Origin of the sequence: Larkinella punicea, from assembly GCF_003334855.1 — a bacterium.
Classification (GTDB): domain Bacteria; phylum Bacteroidota; class Bacteroidia; order Cytophagales; family Spirosomataceae; genus Larkinella; species Larkinella punicea.
In genome coordinates this window covers 1-16,883 of record NZ_QOWE01000030.1, presented here as the reverse complement: position 1 = coordinate 16,883, position 16,883 = coordinate 1, and the positions used below count along the sequence as shown (strand labels likewise).

17 protein-coding genes are annotated in these 16,883 nt (G+C 51.8%); 11 read left to right on the top strand and 6 right to left on the bottom strand.

Translation table 11 applies throughout. From position 1 onward, the window contains the following. The first annotated feature begins 38 nt into the window (after positions 1 to 38). Complete coding sequence (locus DUE52_RS27870) at positions 39 to 1,622, top strand: McrB family protein (RefSeq protein WP_114409377.1); 1,584 nt, start codon at positions 39 to 41, stop codon at positions 1,620 to 1,622. Positions 1,623 to 1,717: 95 nt separating this feature from the next. Further along, positions 1,718 to 2,749 carry a galactitol-1-phosphate 5-dehydrogenase gene (locus tag DUE52_RS27865; protein WP_114409449.1) on the top strand — a complete coding sequence of 344 codons (1,032 nt, stop codon included), beginning with the start codon at positions 1,718 to 1,720 and terminating at the stop codon, positions 2,747 to 2,749. Positions 2,750 to 3,169: 420 nt separating this feature from the next. On the opposite strand, the gene DUE52_RS27860 is transcribed toward DUE52_RS27865, so the two are convergent. Next, positions 3,170 to 3,598 (bottom strand): hypothetical protein, encoded by a 429-nt coding sequence (locus tag DUE52_RS27860; RefSeq protein WP_114409376.1) that lies wholly within the window; start codon positions 3,596 to 3,598, stop codon positions 3,170 to 3,172. A gap of 80 nt (positions 3,599 to 3,678) precedes the next feature. On the opposite strand from DUE52_RS27860, the gene DUE52_RS27855 reads away from it, so the two are divergent. The 8 genes from DUE52_RS27855 to DUE52_RS27820 all read left to right on the top strand — a co-directional run bounded on the left by DUE52_RS27855 (position 3,679) and on the right by DUE52_RS27820 (position 11,531). Beyond that, positions 3,679 to 4,761, top strand: a complete 1,083-nt coding sequence (locus tag DUE52_RS27855; RefSeq protein ID WP_114409375.1) for a Gfo/Idh/MocA family protein — start codon at positions 3,679 to 3,681, stop codon at positions 4,759 to 4,761. A 20-nt stretch (positions 4,762 to 4,781) separates the two neighbouring features. After that, positions 4,782 to 5,681 (top strand): META domain-containing protein, encoded by a 900-nt coding sequence (locus DUE52_RS27850; RefSeq protein ID WP_114409374.1) that lies wholly within the window; start codon positions 4,782 to 4,784, stop codon positions 5,679 to 5,681. Between the two features lie 9 nt (positions 5,682 to 5,690). Further along, positions 5,691 to 6,959 (top strand): McrC family protein, encoded by a 1,269-nt coding sequence (locus DUE52_RS27845; RefSeq protein WP_114409373.1) that lies wholly within the window; start codon positions 5,691 to 5,693, stop codon positions 6,957 to 6,959. A gap of 105 nt (positions 6,960 to 7,064) precedes the next feature. Continuing rightward, complete coding sequence (locus tag DUE52_RS27840; RefSeq protein ID WP_114409372.1) at positions 7,065 to 8,384, top strand: gluconate:H+ symporter; 1,320 nt, start codon at positions 7,065 to 7,067, stop codon at positions 8,382 to 8,384. Positions 8,385 to 8,579: 195 nt separating this feature from the next. Continuing rightward, a complete protein-coding gene (locus tag DUE52_RS27835; RefSeq protein WP_114409371.1) occupies positions 8,580 to 9,044 on the top strand; it encodes a RidA family protein in 465 nt (154 codons plus the stop codon). Positions 9,045 to 9,262: 218 nt separating this feature from the next. Further along, positions 9,263 to 10,372 (top strand): D-TA family PLP-dependent enzyme, encoded by a 1,110-nt coding sequence (locus DUE52_RS27830; RefSeq protein ID WP_114409370.1) that lies wholly within the window; start codon positions 9,263 to 9,265, stop codon positions 10,370 to 10,372. A gap of 38 nt (positions 10,373 to 10,410) precedes the next feature. Then, a complete protein-coding gene (locus DUE52_RS27825; RefSeq protein WP_114409369.1) occupies positions 10,411 to 11,079 on the top strand; it encodes an SGNH/GDSL hydrolase family protein in 669 nt (222 codons plus the stop codon). A 2-nt stretch (positions 11,080 to 11,081) separates the two neighbouring features. Continuing rightward, the gene (locus tag DUE52_RS27820; protein WP_114409368.1) at positions 11,082 to 11,531 is read left to right on the top strand and encodes a hypothetical protein; all 450 of its coding nucleotides are present in this window, start codon (positions 11,082 to 11,084) and stop codon (positions 11,529 to 11,531) included. Between the two features lie 223 nt (positions 11,532 to 11,754). Here the strand turns inward: DUE52_RS27820 and DUE52_RS27815 are convergent, their stop codons facing one another. Both DUE52_RS27815 and DUE52_RS27810 read right to left on the bottom strand, forming a co-directional pair. Further along, the gene (locus tag DUE52_RS27815) at positions 11,755 to 12,117 is read right to left on the bottom strand and encodes a hypothetical protein (protein ID WP_114409367.1); all 363 of its coding nucleotides are present in this window, start codon (positions 12,115 to 12,117) and stop codon (positions 11,755 to 11,757) included. Between the two features lie 271 nt (positions 12,118 to 12,388). After that, positions 12,389 to 13,285, bottom strand: a complete 897-nt coding sequence (locus DUE52_RS27810; RefSeq protein ID WP_114409366.1) for a diacylglycerol/lipid kinase family protein — start codon at positions 13,283 to 13,285, stop codon at positions 12,389 to 12,391. Between the two features lie 178 nt (positions 13,286 to 13,463). Between DUE52_RS27810 and DUE52_RS27805 the strand changes: the two genes are divergently transcribed. After that, positions 13,464 to 14,513, top strand: a complete 1,050-nt coding sequence (locus DUE52_RS27805; RefSeq protein WP_114409365.1) for an App1 family protein phosphatidate phosphatase — start codon at positions 13,464 to 13,466, stop codon at positions 14,511 to 14,513. 23 nt (positions 14,514 to 14,536) lie between these two features. Here DUE52_RS27805 and DUE52_RS27800 read toward each other — a convergent pair whose 3' ends face one another. The 3 genes from DUE52_RS27800 to DUE52_RS27790 all read right to left on the bottom strand — a co-directional run bounded on the left by DUE52_RS27800 (position 14,537) and on the right by DUE52_RS27790 (position 16,538). Then, the gene (locus DUE52_RS27800; RefSeq protein WP_114409364.1) at positions 14,537 to 15,247 is read right to left on the bottom strand and encodes a carbon-nitrogen hydrolase family protein; all 711 of its coding nucleotides are present in this window, start codon (positions 15,245 to 15,247) and stop codon (positions 14,537 to 14,539) included. A gap of 23 nt (positions 15,248 to 15,270) precedes the next feature. Beyond that, positions 15,271 to 15,660, bottom strand: coding sequence for an MmcQ/YjbR family DNA-binding protein (locus DUE52_RS27795; protein WP_114409363.1), 390 nt, complete (start codon positions 15,658 to 15,660; stop codon positions 15,271 to 15,273). A gap of 167 nt (positions 15,661 to 15,827) precedes the next feature. Further along, entirely contained in the window at positions 15,828 to 16,538 is a 711-nt protein-coding gene (locus DUE52_RS27790) for an HNH endonuclease (protein ID WP_114409362.1), read from the bottom strand. Positions 16,539 to 16,883 lie beyond the last annotated feature (345 nt).

Below are 16,883 nucleotides of genomic sequence, written 5' to 3'. Positions count from 1 at the left end.
ATGTCGTAGTTTCGATAGGCGGGATACCAAACCATACCATGACCCTGACCCAGCAACGACACCAGCTTATTGAAAAATTACGGACCATCGATCAGCCGGAAGCGGCCCGAAAATACTTCGGGTTGCTCAAGGAATTGATCGACATGGTCAATCTGCCCAACGGCGATGCCCGGCTGGCGTTTGTGGTCGACCGGGATCGGAAAGGCATTTCGGCGCACATCAACTTTTTTCTGGCTTTACGTCTGTTCCGCCCGCGTCAGGGCGAAATCGAATACTGGCTCACGGTGAAGAAAGGATGCCGGGAGCGGATCGAGTCGATCGCGGTGGTGGATGTGGTGCCGTTGTCGGAGAAGTCGGATTATATTTCCATCGTGATTGGGCAATCGTCGGATCATTTGCTGAACCATCCTGTGCTGCGGAGCTGCTGGGAAGATTGCCTGATGGAATTGCTGGTGACGACCAAACGCGGCCCGCATACGGCCAGTCACAACCCGTTTATTTATCAGGCTGCTGACGATGAGGCCATTCGGGGCGAAATCATGACGGCCCTGCTCCGGCCGGATCGGTCGGATGATGAATGGGATCGGGTGGAGGAAGAACCGGAAGTGTATGAAAAAACCGTTGCGACCCGACCCGCTGTTCCGCAGAACTTTATCCTTTTTGGCCCGCCCGGTACCGGAAAATCGTACGAAGCCCGGCAACTGAGCCAGGCCTTTGCCAGCGAGTGGATTACGTTTCATCCGTCGTTTGGTTACGAAGAGTTTCTGGAAGGAATCCGGCCCGAAACCCGTGGCGGGCAGATCAGTTACAAAGTAGGCAAAGGGATTTTCTATAAATCCTGCCTGGCCGCTCTCCAGAAAGCCGGGTATGCCACGATGGCCGATTGCCTGAACGATTCGGCCGAAAACCGGCAGCGAAAACTGGCGCAGGCGGATGCACAGGTGCTGGTCATCGACGAAATCAACCGGGCCAATATTTCCAAGGTTTTTGGTGAACTGATCACCCTGATCGAGCCGGACAAACGGCTGGGAGCCGCCCATGAAGTCGAATTGACGTTGCCCTACTCACAGGAGCGGTTTGGGGTACCGGCCAACCTGTATATTGTGGCCACCATGAATACCGCCGACCGTTCTATTGCCTTGTTAGACATTGCGTTGCGTCGCCGTTTTCATTTTCGGGAGGTTTTGCCCGACCCGACGCTGCTTACCGTGGTCGATGGGGTTGATCTGGGCGAAGTATTGCGAATGATTAACGAACGAATTGAATATCTTTATGACCGCGATCACCTTATCGGTCATGCATATCTGATGAACATTCAGTCACATGCCGAATTGTGCGATGCGTTCAGTGACCGGATCATTCCGTTGTTGCAGGAATATTTTTACAACGACTGGCGGAAAATTCAGTTCGTTTTGGGTGATAATCAGGCTTGGGGAAAATCTCCCGATCAGAAATTAATTTGGGTAAAAAAGCAGTATCGACCGGCTTTAATCAAAGAGATTTTTGGGGAAGAGCCGGATGACCTGACCGAAGTGGTCACGTTTGAAATCAATCCGCATCTGCTCCGGCGGAATTATGATCAAGTGCCGAAAGAAGCATTTATCTCTATTTATCAAAAATAATGACGTATTGGTGGACGAAAGTTCACGTTTTTGTGTTACAGTTTTCTGTTCACCACAAAAAAGTAGAATTTAATTCTGCGGGTCCGTCAAAAATTATGAAAGCTCTCGTCCTAACTGAGTACAAACACTTTGAATTACAAGACCTTCCCCGCCCCAAACCTGGCCCATCCGATGTGTTGGTGAAGGTTCAGGCCGTAGGGATTTGCGGTAGCGACGTCCACGGCATGGACGGCAGCAGCGGTCGGCGGATTCCCCCCATCGTGATGGGGCACGAAGCCGCAGGCATTGTGGTGGAAACCGGCGAAAATGTTAAAAACTGGCACATTGGCGACCGGGTAACCTTCGACTCGACTGTCTATGCGTTAGACGATTGGTTCAGCCGGAAAGGCATGTATAACCTCAGCGACGGTCGCGAAGTCCTGGGGGTTTCGACCCCGGATTTTCGTCGGCAGGGGGCTTTTGCCGAATTCATCGTGGTGCCGCAGCACATCCTCTACCAGATTCCCGACAACGTCAGCTATACGCAGGCAGCTTTGGTCGAGCCGGTGGCGGTGGCGTTGCACGCCCTGAGTCTGACGCCCATTCAGGTGAACGATACGGCGGTGGTTGTGGGTTCGGGCATGATTGGCCTGTTCATCATTCAGGCACTGAAACTGGCGGGTTGTGGTTCCATCATCGCTGTCGATCTGGACGATGACCGCCTGGCACTGGCGCTGAAACTCGGTGCAACGGTTGGTCTCAATGCCCGTGAGAAAGACATTACGGCGGAGGTTCAGGCATTGACCCACGGGCGCGGGGCCGATGTTTCGTTTGAAGTCGTTGGCATTGCCCCCGCTGTAAAAACCGCCATCGACTGCGTTCGGAAAGGCGCTACGGTGACGCTGGTGGGGAATCTGTCGAAGTCGGTTGAAGTATCGTTGCAGGCCATCGTGACCCGTCAGTTGCGGTTGCAGGGTTCCTGTGCGATCAACGGCGAATATGAAGCGGCTCTGGCGCTGATTTCGTCCGGTAAAATCGACGTCGAAGCCATTCTGAGCGCGGAAGTACCCCTGACTGAAGGAGCCAGTTGGTTCCAGCGGTTGTACGATAAAGAAAAAGGATTGATCAAGGTGGTGTTAAAGCCCTGACAAGCTCATAAACTTCAGTATTCGTTATTCAATATCAGTACTGTACGAAGGATTTAAAATGATTGGTAAACCGTTTTCCTTCCCTTTTTTGGTCACGATTTTTGCAAATGCTTGTCGATGCTAATGCAAATGAGGGACGGATGTTTGTAGCCACAGTGTGCCATCAAAAAAGACCGCGTGCCTTTGGGTACGCAATCACCTGCACCTGCCTGTTGCGTACCCAAAGGCACGGGGGAGGAACCGGGTAGTCTTTTCGTTACAAACATCCGTCCGCTACGCGGCCAACCATCCCTCATTCGCGTTACAGTATCAGAAAAAACCATTCTAAAGATCGTTCTACGCCAACAGTCAAAGAGGGTGGAAAAAAATGCATCCTTCGTACACTACTGATAACGAATATTGAATAACGAACAACAACGATCACAGTCCGCTGGCCGGTTTATATTTCATAACATACTGACCAGCCGGGTAGGATGAGCCAAATACATTCTCCACGATTAATTCGTTGGCCGTTAACGCAACCAGTTTCAACTCCGAGGGAGATGCGCAATCGACGTACTCACAACCGGGCCCTCCGTACAGTTCGGTAACCTTCAGCGTCTGTTGGTCGCGTTCAAATCGAACCGGCGAACAGCAGGGCGGTTTGGTGTTGTGATACAAGATGCCGCCATCGCTGCGAAACTCGATTTGCCACACATACGAGACCGGTTTCCAATTTTCAGTACCACTTTTTGTCTCCACCAACTCCCATTTTCGGTAGAGCCAATCGGAAGGGGATGCTTCCCGTTTTGATCGGTCACAGGAAGTGGAGAGGGTTAAAATCAGCGCAAATAAAATCAGTAGTTTCATGACTATTCTACATTTGTAAAGAGGAGCCATTTGGCAAACCAATCGTTGGATTGCATCCTATAATTAATTTAATTCTTTTCATGTCCCGAATCCTGAACATCGCCCTGATCGGCCCCGGCAAAGTAGCTCATAACCACGCCCGGGCTACTTTAGAAACCCCTGACACCAAACTCGTTGCCATCTACGGCCGGAATCATATCAAAGCGGACGAATTTGCCAATCAATACGGCATCACGGCGTATTCCGACATTTATGACATGGTCGACCGCGAGAATGTCGACATCTGCATCGTTTGCACCCCGCACCCCGCCCACCGCGTCGTGACCGTGGCGGCACTGGAAGCCGGGGCCAATGTGCTGGTCGAAAAACCGCTGGCGTCGTCGCTGGCCGATTGTGACGCCATGATCAACGCGGCCCGGAACGCCAACCGGCAACTCGCCGTGGTGAGCCAACGGCGGTTTTATGAACCTTGCATGCGGATGCACCAGGCGATTGCCGACGGAAAAATCGGGAAACCGGTGCTTGGTATGGCGCAGCTATTCGGCTGGCGCAGCGAAGAATACTACCGCAGCGACCCCTGGCGCGGTTCGTGGGAACACGAGGGCGGGGGCGTGCTGGTCAATCAGGCTCCGCATCAACTGGATTTGCTGCTGTGGTACATGGGCGAAATGGAGGAAGTCTACGGTGTTTGGGCGAACCTCAACCACCCCGAAATCGAGGTCGACGACACGGCGGTGGCCATTGTTCGTTTCAAAAACGGCGGAATTGGCAACGTGATTGTCAGCAATTCGCAAAAACCGGGGCTCTACGGAAAAGTGCATATTCACGGCCAGAACGGTGCGTCGATTGGCGTTCAGACCGATGGCGGATCGATGTTCATCGCGGGCATGACGGGCATTCAGGATGCACCCTACAACGATGTGTGGTCGGTGGTGGGCGAAGAAGATCAGCGGCTGGTCTGGAAAGCGGAAGATGATGCGGTTTTCAACAGTGTCGATTCGTCCAGTCACTATTTTTCGCGGCAACTGGCGGATTTCGGTCAGGCCATTCGCGACGGCCGCCAGCCCTTGGTGACGGGCGAAGAAGGCCGCAAAGTGGTTGCTTTGTTCGAGGCTATTTACGAATCGACCCGCACCCGGCAGCCCGTTCGATTGAGTTCCTAGGCGGTATTCAACAAAATCCGATGCGTAACGTTCTGGAAGTAACGCATCGGATCATGAAAAAACTGGCACAACTTGTTTACCTGAGCGGCTTCCTGGTGCTGGCAGATGGTTGCCGAAAACCACCCTCGGAGGGTTCAAAACCAGCGGAAACGGTCGACATCACGGCGATGGACGCGGGTAGCAAACGGCGGCAGGGCATCGACTTTACGGCGCAGGGCGCCACGCCGACCTGGACGCTGGACATCGATTTTGCCAAAACCATTCGTTTTCAGACCCCGAACGGCCCGCTGCTCACGGCGGCTGTTCCCAAGTCCCAACGCGATCCGCGCGGCAACGGTATTCTGTTCGATGCCGCGCTGATTGCCGACGCAAGCGAATCAATCAGCCGATCTGCCAGCCGTTCGGCAATGGTCACCCGGCGCGAGGGTCGGCTGAAGGTGGTCATCAGTCCGGTGGTGTGCCGCGATACCCGTTCCGGCCAAACGTACGCGTACGGCGTGACAATTGAAACCAACGGCCAGCGCTACAGCGGTTGCGGGACATTTCTCAACGGCATGTCCCGGCTGAACAGCCAGTGGGTGCTGGAAACGTATCGTGGCCAGCGACTCCACGCCGAACAGTTTGTAAACCGGCAAATTCCGACGCTCGACATTAACCTGAAAGAGAACCGGTTGCAGGGATTCACCGGCTGTAATACCCTGAACGGGCAGGTAAAAGCCGATGGCGATAACGTCCGGTTCGAGGCTCTTTCCACCACGCGCCGGGCCTGTCCCTACAACTTCGAAAGCGGTTTTCTGACGGCTTTGCAAAGCGTCACGCTCTACCGCATCAGCAACAACCGCCTGACCTTGCTGGCCGACGGAAAGTACGTGATGTCGTTTCGGAAAATGGTGAGAAAAGAAGGAAGTACCACGCGCTAGATCAAGGTTATGACGCTTTCCATTACCGAATACGGCCTCATCCGGCGCATCCGGGATTTTCCGGATCGCCCGAATTCGCTGACGGAACTGTTTCTGGCGGATGTGGCCTTTGAATCCCTCAAAAACTTCGTGACCGACAACGAAGCCGATGCGGTGATGACATTTTTTCTGCAACGGGGCCGGGAGTGCATCCGGGTGAAAAACTACGTCGGTTTGCTCGAAACCAGAGACGGAACCCAGCTTGAGATTTTGCCCAAAACCATCGGCGACAGACCGAACGCGGCCCGGGCCTCCCTGCTGCGAATGCTGCTTCATCTGCGCAACAGCCCGTTTCGGTCCGTCGAGTCGGTGCGGCTGGGAATCAGCCGACTGCCGTTGTGGGAAGTATTTATCGCGATGTTTCTGGACGAAGTGACCCCGCTTCTGACGCGGGGCTTGCAGAAGTCGTATGTGTCGCAAACCAATAATCAGCGGTTTTTGAAAGGGAAGCTGGAACTGGCGGAGCAGATCCGGCAAAACCGCCACCATGCCGAGCGTATGGTTACCACGTTCGATGAGCAAACGACGAATCTGCCGCCCAACCGCCTGCTGAAATCCGCCCTGGAATTTGTGCAGACCCGCGCCCGGACGGTTCCCAACCAGAGCCGCATCCGTCGACTGCTGTTTGCGATGGATGACATCCCGCCGTCGGACCGGATTGCGGACGATTTGCGGGCCGTTGCAACGAGAAACCGCCTTTTTGTCCACTATCAACCGGCTTTGCGCTGGGCCGAAGCCCTGCTGAGTGGCCGGGCTTTTGGTCTGGCGGCTGGCAAACACCTGAATCTGGCGCTCTTGTTTCCGATGGAACGGGTTTTTGAAGACTACGTGGCGGCCGGTTTTAAACGGTATGTTACCACGGGCGACGTCGTTGTGCAGGAATCGTCGCAGCACCTGATCGATAACCACAGCGGACTGCGGAAGTTCAAATTGCGCCCGGATCTGATTCTGCGCCAGAACGGCGTAACGACGGTTCTGGATACCAAATGGAAACGAATCGATGCCACGAATACGGCCGGAAATTACGGCATCGACCAGGCCGATCTGTACCAGTTGTATGCCTACGGCAAAAAATACGAAGCTTCTGAATTGGTTCTGATTTACCCGGCTTCGGCGCTTTTTCAACACCCGCTCGACCTCTTCGGCTACGATGAAACCTTGCACCTGCGCGTCGTTCCGTTCGACGTAAATGTGCCGCTGGAGGAAGCAGTTTTGAACGTAATGATGAATGATGAATGATGAATGATGAATGGGTCGACGAAAGAATTCATCGTTCATCATTCATCATTCATCATTAACTTAATTAACTTACGCCCCGAACACCTAAACCCTCGACTTTCCTAAATGCCACTTCTACTCACTTTTCTGGGCATTCTGGCCCTGGTATTTCTGATCGCCTTTGTCAAGATCGACACGTTCATATCGTTTGTTCTCGTGTCGCTCGCCATTGGGCTGGCGTCGGGAATGGATGTTGCGGCAGTTGGCAAATCCATTCAGACGGGCATCGGCGGAACGCTGGGCGAGTTGGTTCTCATTGTCGGATTTGGAGCCATGCTGGGCCGACTGGTTGCCGAAAGCGGAGCCGCGATGCGGATTACCAACGTCCTGATTAAAATATTTGGGGTCAAAAACCTGCGTTGGGGATTGGCACTGGCCGGTTTTATCATCGGGATTCCGCTGTTCTACAACGCCGGTTTTATCATCGTTTTTCCGCTGATCGTCACGATTACGGCTTCGTCGGGTTTGCCGATGATGACCGTGGCGGTTCCGATGCTGGCGGCTTTGTCGGTGGCCCACGGCTACCTGCCACCGCACCCGTCGCCCGCGGCCATTGCCGGGCAGTTGGGTGCCAACATTGGCCGGACCTTGATTTACGGTATCATCGTCTCGATTCCGGCGATTGTCATTGCGGGGCCGATTTTCGGGAAAACCTTGTCGAAATACCAACCCAAAATTGACCGGGAACTTTTCAACGTCAAAGTGATTCCTGAAGACCAGTTGCCCAGTGCGGGTATCAGCTTTTTCGTGGCACTGTTACCGGTTCTGTTGCTGACGCTGACCGGCCCCCTGAAGGCGGTATTCACGGAAGGGTCCGCTGGTCATCAGGTCGTTACGCTGCTGGCCGAGCCGTATATCGGAATGTTGCTTTCCGTGCTGGTGGCGGTGTATACGCTGGGAATTCAGCGGGGGCAGACGATGAAAGTGGTGATGAAAGACCTCGAAGAAGCCATCAAAGCCGCGTCGCCGGTCTTGCTCGTCATTGCCGGAGCCGGGGCGTTGAAACAGATTTTTATCGACAGCGGAACGAGCAAATACATCGGTTTTATGCTTCAGGGTGTGGATATTTCGCCCTTGTTGCTGGGTTGGGGCATTGCCGCCGTCATCCGGGTTTGTGTGGGTTCGGCCACCGTTGCGGGCCTGACAACCGTCGGGATCATTCTGCCGCTGATTCAGGGCAACCCCAACATCAAACCGGAACTGATGGTGCTGGCCATTGGCTCCGGCAGCCTGATGATGTCGCACCTGAACGACGGCGGTTTCTGGCTTTTCAAGGAATATTTTAACCTGAGCATCAAAGAAACGCTGCAAACCTGGACTGTCATGGAAACAATTGTCTCCATTGTGGGTCTGTTGGGCGTTTTAGCATTAAATTTGGTGGTTTAAAGACGGTTTTCAGTTTTTGGTTTACGGTTTTCGGTGGCTGCTGTCCCCGAATTCGTCAGCCACCGAAAACCGTAAACCAAAAACCAACTAGTTTATATGGAATACACCTCGCACATGTATCTGAACCTCGGGCCTGAACCCGATAAAAACCTAACATTCGGGCCTGAGCCTGACCATCTCGCAGAACCTGCACTTATGACTCCTGACGAAAAATTCGCCCAACTCGGGCTGACCCTGCCGCCCGCGCCGAAGCCGATGGGCGTGTACAAACCGTGTTTGATTGTCGACAAATTCGTCTACGTTTCCGGTCATGGGCCGGTGAAGAACGACGGAAGCCGCATCATTGGTCGCATTGGGGCCGACATGAACATCGACGAAGGCAAGCTGGCGGCTCAGCAGGTTGGCCTGACCATCCTGGCGACGTTGAAAGCCAAGTTTGGTACCCTGAACAAAATCAAACGCGTGATCAAAACGCTGGGCATGGTGAATGCAACGGAGGACTTTGAGCGGCATCCGTTCGTCATCAACGGCTGTAGTGAGCTTTTTGTGGCAGTTTGGGGAGAAGACAACGGCGTCGGCGTTCGCTCGGCCGTGGGCATGGGCACGTTGCCGGAAAACATCCCGGTCGAAATTGAAGTGATGTTCGAACTGGCGGACTAAAACCCTGACAGCGGCCCAAAGGCCCTGTCAGCGGTTTTAGTTCAAGGCTCAAAATACGAGATACTATATACTGATCCCCGTTCAAACCCTGACAGGGCCTTTGGGCCGCTGTCAGGGTTTGAATCTACGGCTCAAAATACGAGTTACAATTTACTAATTTCCGTTCAAACCGCTGACAGGGCCTTTGGGCCGCTGTCAGGGTTTAGAGCTTTTACTACATGGATGAATACCTGGTTCACAACGTTCAGTTGATCGATTCTCCGGCCCTGTTGGTCTATCCCGAACGCATTGCCGACAACATCAAGACCATGCTGGAGATGGTGGATGGCGATGCCGATAAGCTGATTCCGCACGTCAAAACGCATAAAATGGCGGAAGTTGCCAAAATGCAGGTCGAAGCGGGCATTACCAAATTCAAATGTGCGACCATCGCCGAAGCCGAAATGCTGGCTGATACCGGCGCGCGGCACGTCCTGATTTCTTACCAACTGACCGGTCCGAAACTCCACCGGTTTTGCGAACTGGTGCAGGCCTATAACTGGGTCGAATGGGCGTCGCTGGTCGACAACCTGGCGTCGGCGGAGGAACTGGCGCGGGAGTTTGAGAAAACCGTTCACAAACCCGTGATTTATATCGACGTGAACCTCGGCATGAACCGGACGGGGCACGTCGTCGATGACGAACTGGAAGCTTTGTACCGGCAGTTGAAAGCCGATGACCGGCTGGATTTGCGCGGTTTTCATGGCTACGATGGTCACATTCGGGATGCTGACGTAGCGATCCGTCAGATTCATGCCGATGCGGCCATCAAACCGCTGGAATTGCTGGCCGACAAGCTGGAGGAGGAAGGGCAACCGCGCCCGGTGATGATCGTGGGAGGAACGCCGACTTTCTCCAACCATGCCCACCGCCCGAACGTCTGGTGCAGCCCCGGAACCTGCCTGTTGTGGGATTGGGGCTACGGCGATTTACTGACCGAACAGCATTTTCAGTGGGCCGCCCTGCTACTCACCCGCGTGGTGTCAAAACCGGCACCCGGCATTGTGACCACCGATTTGGGACACAAAGCCGTCGCGGCCGAAAATCCGTTGGCGAAACGGGTGAAGTTTCTGAACCTGACGGGCTACGAAATCACCGGACAAAGTGAAGAACACCTGGTTTTGCAGGTTGAAAACTGGGATGACCTTCAGGTTGGCGATGTATTGTACGGGGTGCCGTATCACATTTGCCCCACGGTGGCGCTGCACGACGAAGCCCAGGTAATTCTGAATGGCGAAACCACCGGTCGCTGGGCCATTGAAGCCCGCAAACGCCGGATTACGTATTAACCTCTGTAACCAACTCCCTAACCTGACACAAATTGATCATGCGTACATTCCCTATTCTCCTGCTCACCTTCATGTGGCTGGCTCTAACCCCGTCGAAACCGGTTCGCGTTGTTTTTTTTGGTGATTCCATTACGCAGGCGGGTGTGAAGCCCGGCGGTTACATCACCCGCATTGGCGACATGCTGAAGAAACAGAACCTGTCGAATGAGTATGAACTGGTTGGCGCTGGTATTGGCGGAAACAAAATTTACGACCTGTTTCTGCGCATGGATGAGGACGTGTTGGCCAAACAGCCGACGGTTACGTTTGTGTATGTGGGTGTGAATGACGTCTGGCATAAACGCACCTACGGCACCGGCACCGACCCCGACAAGTTCGTGAAGTTTTACGATGCGGTAATTAAAAAACTACAGGCGGCTGGCAGCAAGGTTATTCTTTGCACACCCGCGGTCATTGGCGAAAAAACCGATTTCTCCAATGATCAGGATGGGGATTTGCAGCACTATTCGACGCTGATTCGCGAACTGGCCGCCCGTCATAATCTGCCTCTCTGCGATCTGCGGAAGGCTTTTCTGGCGTATAACCTGAAAAACAACCCCACCAATGCGGAGAAAGGCATTCTGACCACCGACCGCGTTCATTTGAACGATACCGGAAATCAGTTGGTGGCCGACGAAATGTACAAACTGATGGTGAGTGCGAAATAAAAATGGTTGGTAAAAAAGGGAAATACATCCTGTTCGGACTCGTGGCTTTGCTGGTGGCCTACATGGTCTATGATGCGGGCTCAGAACCCGGGATCAATGACTTGAAAGGAACCTACCGGGAAGTGGCGATGTACCGGAATGAGAACAATACCGGCCCCATCGTTCGGATTTATGCAGTGACGGTGAAGGACACGCTCTGGGAGGAAATGCGACAATACGGTGATTTTATGCTGTACACCAAATACGGAACGACCAAAGTCTATTTCTTTCCGGAAAGCCGGCCCGCGCCCACGCAGGTTTTTCCGAAGCGGCCCCATTTTGATAAAAAGTTTGAACCGTCCTGCCTGGCGGTATATGAGAAAGACGCGATGAGCCAGGTTAGCTTTCGCAAAATGCCGTTTACTCAGCAAACCGCCGAGGACAGGCACGAACTGATCGTGGGGGCAAAATAATAGAGGGGCGCTACGATGTGTACGGTAACAAAAGACCCGGTTGATCGGCAAACGCTGATCAACCGGGTTTGTTTTTTACGATGGTGTGGATATGGTTTCAATGTTTTTCAAGAGTAGAGAAGATAGACGTGAGACAAGAGACTACTGAAAAAGTCTTTACTCTCATGTCTCCCATCTCTTGTCTTACTTCTCTTGTCTCTTATCTTACTTCTCTTGTCTAATTCTAAACTTCAAACGGCAGGTCGTATTCTTTGATAATGGGTTTTGAGGAGCGGGTTTTGACTTCCACTTTGGCTTTCAGCGGAAAACCCAGCACCAGCGAATTTTTGATGTATTGATCGTCGTGGACCATCCAGGAGTAGCTTTCCAGCAGGTACTCATCGACCCCCGCTTTGTGCGCCTGATACGCCAGTCGTTCCACAAACAGGGGTTCGTAGTTGATGATGGTTCCCATATAGATGACCTGAATGCCGGGTCGTGACTCGTTGCCCAGTTCCGTACAACCGAGAACTGCAATTTTCAGCGACGAACCGTCTTCGAGGTCTTTAACCGCCCATTCATCGATCACGGTTTTTACATTAGCCATTGTTGCGTTGTTTTGCGTTGAACGATGGCTCAAAAGTAGGGCAGAAGGGGCGGGCAGGCTACCCTGATTTAACAACTGGTGGTTTTGGATGAATAACGGGTGGAAATCGGGAACCCGGGGGTGTTTGAAACGAAGAAAGTGAGACTTATGTCTGATCATTCTGTCACAGTGACAAATTGCCCCGTTCCCCTAAAGAGGACTTTAGAATCCGGAGGATCTGCGTTCAAGTCCCCTTTAGGGGAACGGGGCAAAAAGGGAAAGTTCTAGAAGGCTAAACCGACGTATTTTCCGGCAAAAGCACCCGCAACAGGCCCGGCGCAATCTCGGCGGTGATTTCCCGGATGCGGCCCCGGTATTCGCCGTCGATCTGGAAGTAGGCTTTTCGTTTGGTGATGATGTGAACGGAGGTGGCCGGGAAGATTTCGATGTGTTTTGGATCGAACGGCCGGAAGTGAATGAACATCCGGAAAATGGCCAGCAACGACAGTTTACGGATCACCACCACCTCGAATTTGCCGTCGGCCACGTCGCCGTCGGGGTTAATCACCGCCCCCGTGCCGTACATGCGGGCGTTGGCCAGCACCACCATGAATGCCGCCCGGTGTACCACTTCGTTGCCCGTGTTGACCTGGATGCGCAGCAGCCGTCTCCGCATCAACACCCGCAATACGCCCCGCGCGTAGCCGAGTTTACCCCGCATCTTGCCTTCTTCGAAATACTTCACGAGTTGGGCGTTCATCCCGATGTCGCTCAGGTGCAGGCAGTGTTCGGTGCCGTTGATGCCAATGAGATCGATCGGTTTTTCGACCCCGTTGACCACCACCTCCAGGCTTTCCTCCAGCGTCGACGGAATGCCCAGCTCTTTGGCCATACCGTTGGCCGAGCCCGCTGGCAGAATGCCCATCGGCAGATTGGCCGTCAGGGCGTGTTCGGCCACGAATTTGATGGTGCCATCGCCACCCACGGCCACCAATCGGTCGGGTTGGTAGGATTCGATGAGTTTTGGGAGTTCCTTGTCGTCGTTTTTACCATCCAGGATGAACAGGTTAGCCGAATGCGGTTGTTTTTCGAAAAAAGAAAGAATGCCTGATTCCCAGGTCGATTTGTCCTGTCCGCCGGAAATCGGGTTGATGGCGAACAGAAATTTTAACTTTTTAGCTTCCGGCATGTTCCTGAGTTAGTTTGCAGGGATTGAGGGTTCTGTTTCCTTGTTTCGATATTCAGTGTTCAATATTCGTTATTCATTGTTCCTGAGTTCTTAATATCGAATAATGAATATTGAATAGCGAATAATGAAACAAGGAAACAGAACACCAGATTGATTAACTATTTGTAATAAACAAAGAATGAAGGCAAGTGGCGGAATAAAAGATAAAATCTTAACGTGGCTCCGAATTACGGACAAGCCCGTGGTGAAAGTGTACCGGGGCTATGTCCACCAGCAGAAGGTCGTGGTGTTTGGTCATGTGTTGCGGGTGAGCCCGATGCCCCGCCAGAAATACCGGCAGAATTTCTGGATCAACACCTTTGCGTTGCTGCGGCTTTTCATGATGCGCCCGGTTTCGGGCGTGACCGTCAAAGTCAGTGGAATTGCGGAAGATGTGCGGTTTGTTACCGAAAAGGACGGTTTTTTTCGGTTGGAATGGACGCCCGACGAACCCTTTACGCCCGGCTGGCATCCGGTGAAAGTCGATTTGATTACGGCCAACCTCGGGCCGGACGATCCGGTTGCAACGGGTCAGGGCGAAGTCTACCGGCCGCATTCGACGCAGTTTGGCATTGTTTCCGACATCGACGATACGTTTCTGATTTCGCACTCGTCCAACCTTCGCAAGCGGTTGCACGTTCTGCTCACCCAAAATGCCCACAGCCGTGATCCGTTTGAAAATGTGGTGACGCATTATCAACTGCTGGCGCGCGCCGGAACGGACGGCAATGCGACGAACCCGTTTTTTTACGTGTCGAGCAGCGAATGGAATCTGTACGACTACATTCTGACGTTCTGCGAAAAGAATGACATGCCCAACGGGATTTATCTCCTGAGCCAGATCAAGCGGTTTCGCGAAGTCTGGAAAACCGGTCAGAATAAACACGTTACCAAATTTGCCCGGATTGTCCGGATTCTGGAAGCGTTTCCGGAAATGAAATTTGTGCTGCTGGGCGACGATACGCAGGAAGATCCCAACATCTACAGTTCATTGGTCTCCCATTTTCCGCATCAAATCCGGTGTGTGTATCTGCGCCGGGTTCACAAGCAGAATGGCGTTCGAACCCAGGAATTTGTCGATCAGATTGTCGCTGCCGGGGTGCTGTGCTGTTATTTTAATCACAGTTCTGAAGCCATCCGGCATTCGGAAACCGCTGGGTTGGTAGCGAGTGAAAAGATAAAAAAATAGAACTTTAGCGGCTGTGTCCGGCGTCATAACCCGGTCTCCAGATCGAGGATCAGAATCCCCTCATCAACGTCATTAAGTTGTCTGATTAACTCGCCTTTGGTGTTCCAGATGGCTGAACCTCCGGCACTTTCAAAATTATCACAAGGTCCCACGCAGTTGGAAACCAAAACCGTCATGGCGTAGGTTTGGGCTATCGCAGACAGCATTTTGCTGGCTTTTTCCATACCAGGGGCTGATTTCGCTACGCTGGCCAGGTAGACTGCTGCGCCATTTTGAAAGGCATTTTCCGAATGTTCCGGAACCGACAATTCGTAGCAAATGGCGAGGGCTACGTTGGCTTTTTCGCCCAGAAAACGAAGGGTACTCTGGCCGCTGACAAAAAACGGTTCTTCATCCGCGTGTAAGTACGTTTTTGAATACAGATGCCGGGGCTGATTCGGTTGGAAAATGAGCAAACTGATCCAGATGCCCTTCTCGCTTCGGATCGGGACGCCAACGCCAATCGTAATCCGGTGGGCATCACTTTGGGTCTGAAACACATCGAACCGGCTATCATTCGGAGTCGTGGCCAAGGCATCGGCCAGTTCCGGTTCGTAGCCGGTCAGGGATAATTCCGGGAAAATGAGGAGGTCGGCACCGTCGGAAACGGCGAGGTCAATGAGCCTTAGGTGGTTGGCAATGTTGCGCGGAATGTCACCTTTAACGGGGTGGGGCTGGGCTACACCGATTTTCATGGCAGAACTGGTTTTTAGACAATTCAGTGGGGTTCATCTGAACCCGTTCGGGCTTCCCATTCCAAAAGTTGTTTTTTGGTGGCCAGCCCCCGCCAACTGAGTTCCAGGATTTCAGCCAGCAATTTCCAGTCGTACGGATGAATCCACATGCAGACATAAGGGTAGCCTTTGAAGTGATCCGGTAAATGAAAAATCTCGGGATGGCTGTCGAGGTAGGCATCCCGGATGGCAAAATCGAGCCGGATGGGGATAAATTCGCCGGATTCGTGCAACCGGCACATCAGTTTGCCCCGCACTTTGATGGAGGGCGTATTTTCGTGCGAGACGCTTTCTTCGGTTCCCGGAAACCGGAGCGCCACCGTTCGTACGGGTTCGAAATCCGAAGGATTAAAATGGGCAGTTCTGGTTTTCATTGTTTGAATTTGATTGTTGGAGGTACTAACCTTTATTTTATATAAATTCTATAAAATAGCCATCCAAAACCTTCATAAAGGTAAAATATCGCTCATCAATTCTGTAATGATAAAGAGAAAAGATTTATTTCATTAGGTTGTACTATGCAATATGAGGTGCCTACTTGTTATCGGCCTATAAAATCTAAAATTGGTGTTGCACGTCTAGTTGTATTGCATTGAAAGCAGCAGGTTGCAAGGTTATCGTAAGAATTGTTGCCCCCTTCGCTGATGGGTTGTATGTGGTCAAGTGTTGCATTAAAACGTGTCAATTGTTTGTTATATTTATAGCAGATAAACATGTCACGTTCAAAGACTTTTAAACGGTTTTCTTTAATATTATAATAGTCTTGTTCTTTGCGTGGGTCTACAGTTGGCAAATGCTCAAGATGGTGTTTTTGCATCTTTTCCTTACAGATCTCAATTTCTTCCGGCAGAAAAATTTTGTAAAGGGTTCCATCTCTATTTGTATCGCCAACTTTTTTTATTATACCTAAATTTTCTAAAAACCTTAAGTTTTCGGTTACTGTTTTCTCTCCAAAACGAAAATTTTGTTTTTCAATATTTTTGAATTTTGTACCAATACCTTTTGCCAATTTTCCATTGCTAACTCTCAATAAAGTGTCGCCCGTTTCTAAAATTGAATGTCTAAACATAAACCAATAAATATCCATTTCGTAAGGCGATATTAATGGCTGTAAGAAATCAACTATGTCTTTGGTAATTTGTGGAAGTTCAAAGATATCGAATGCTACTTTAATACTAGTAGCATTGTCTGCCAGCATTGATTTTTCGACGATATTAAGCAATTCTCTTATTTTTATTATTTCGTCCGCCATAAATTGATCATTTTGACTACCACACAATTTTATTTTTTGTAATACCTCTAATTTTAACGCGAACTATGGGATTATTGGCCGCGTAGCGGACTGATGTTTGTAGCAAAACGAATCACCCGATTCCTCCCGCGTGCCTTTGGGTACGCAATCTGCTGCACTTGTTGCGTACCCAAAGGCACGCGGGAGGAATCGGGTGATTCGTTTTGCTACAAACATGTCGTACCTATGAACTGTCAAATTTTACAAGTTTGAAACCAAATTTTCTTCGGTTGGCAGGTTTAGTCGAGAATCAAACGGCTTCCCCGATTGTAAGACGGCTAAGGCCACCCGGATCCATTTATGCAT

Coding starts and splice junctions, on each gene's coding strand:
- DUE52_RS27805 (WP_114409365.1), top strand. CDS start 13,464: ATGAAGGCAAGTGGCGGAATAAAAGATAAAATCTTAACGTGGCTCCGA.
- DUE52_RS27865 (WP_114409449.1), top strand. CDS start 1,718: ATGAAAGCTCTCGTCCTAACTGAGTACAAACACTTTGAATTACAAGAC.
- DUE52_RS27870 (WP_114409377.1), top strand. CDS start 39: ATGACCCTGACCCAGCAACGACACCAGCTTATTGAAAAATTACGGACC.
- DUE52_RS27810 (WP_114409366.1), bottom strand. CDS start 13,285: ATGCCGGAAGCTAAAAAGTTAAAATTTCTGTTCGCCATCAACCCGATT.
- DUE52_RS27835 (WP_114409371.1), top strand. CDS start 8,580: ATGACTCCTGACGAAAAATTCGCCCAACTCGGGCTGACCCTGCCGCCC.
- DUE52_RS27825 (WP_114409369.1), top strand. CDS start 10,411: ATGCGTACATTCCCTATTCTCCTGCTCACCTTCATGTGGCTGGCTCTA.
- DUE52_RS27790 (WP_114409362.1), bottom strand. CDS start 16,538: ATGGCGGACGAAATAATAAAAATAAGAGAATTGCTTAATATCGTCGAA.
- DUE52_RS27800 (WP_114409364.1), bottom strand. CDS start 15,247: ATGAAAATCGGTGTAGCCCAGCCCCACCCCGTTAAAGGTGACATTCCG.
- DUE52_RS27830 (WP_114409370.1), top strand. CDS start 9,263: ATGGATGAATACCTGGTTCACAACGTTCAGTTGATCGATTCTCCGGCC.
- DUE52_RS27840 (WP_114409372.1), top strand. CDS start 7,065: ATGCCACTTCTACTCACTTTTCTGGGCATTCTGGCCCTGGTATTTCTG.
- DUE52_RS27795 (WP_114409363.1), bottom strand. CDS start 15,660: ATGAAAACCAGAACTGCCCATTTTAATCCTTCGGATTTCGAACCCGTA.
- DUE52_RS27815 (WP_114409367.1), bottom strand. CDS start 12,117: ATGGCTAATGTAAAAACCGTGATCGATGAATGGGCGGTTAAAGACCTC.
- DUE52_RS27820 (WP_114409368.1), top strand. CDS start 11,082: ATGGTTGGTAAAAAAGGGAAATACATCCTGTTCGGACTCGTGGCTTTG.
- DUE52_RS27845 (WP_114409373.1), top strand. CDS start 5,691: ATGACGCTTTCCATTACCGAATACGGCCTCATCCGGCGCATCCGGGAT.
- DUE52_RS27855 (WP_114409375.1), top strand. CDS start 3,679: ATGTCCCGAATCCTGAACATCGCCCTGATCGGCCCCGGCAAAGTAGCT.
- DUE52_RS27850 (WP_114409374.1), top strand. CDS start 4,782: ATGCGTAACGTTCTGGAAGTAACGCATCGGATCATGAAAAAACTGGCA.
- DUE52_RS27860 (WP_114409376.1), bottom strand. CDS start 3,598: ATGAAACTACTGATTTTATTTGCGCTGATTTTAACCCTCTCCACTTCC.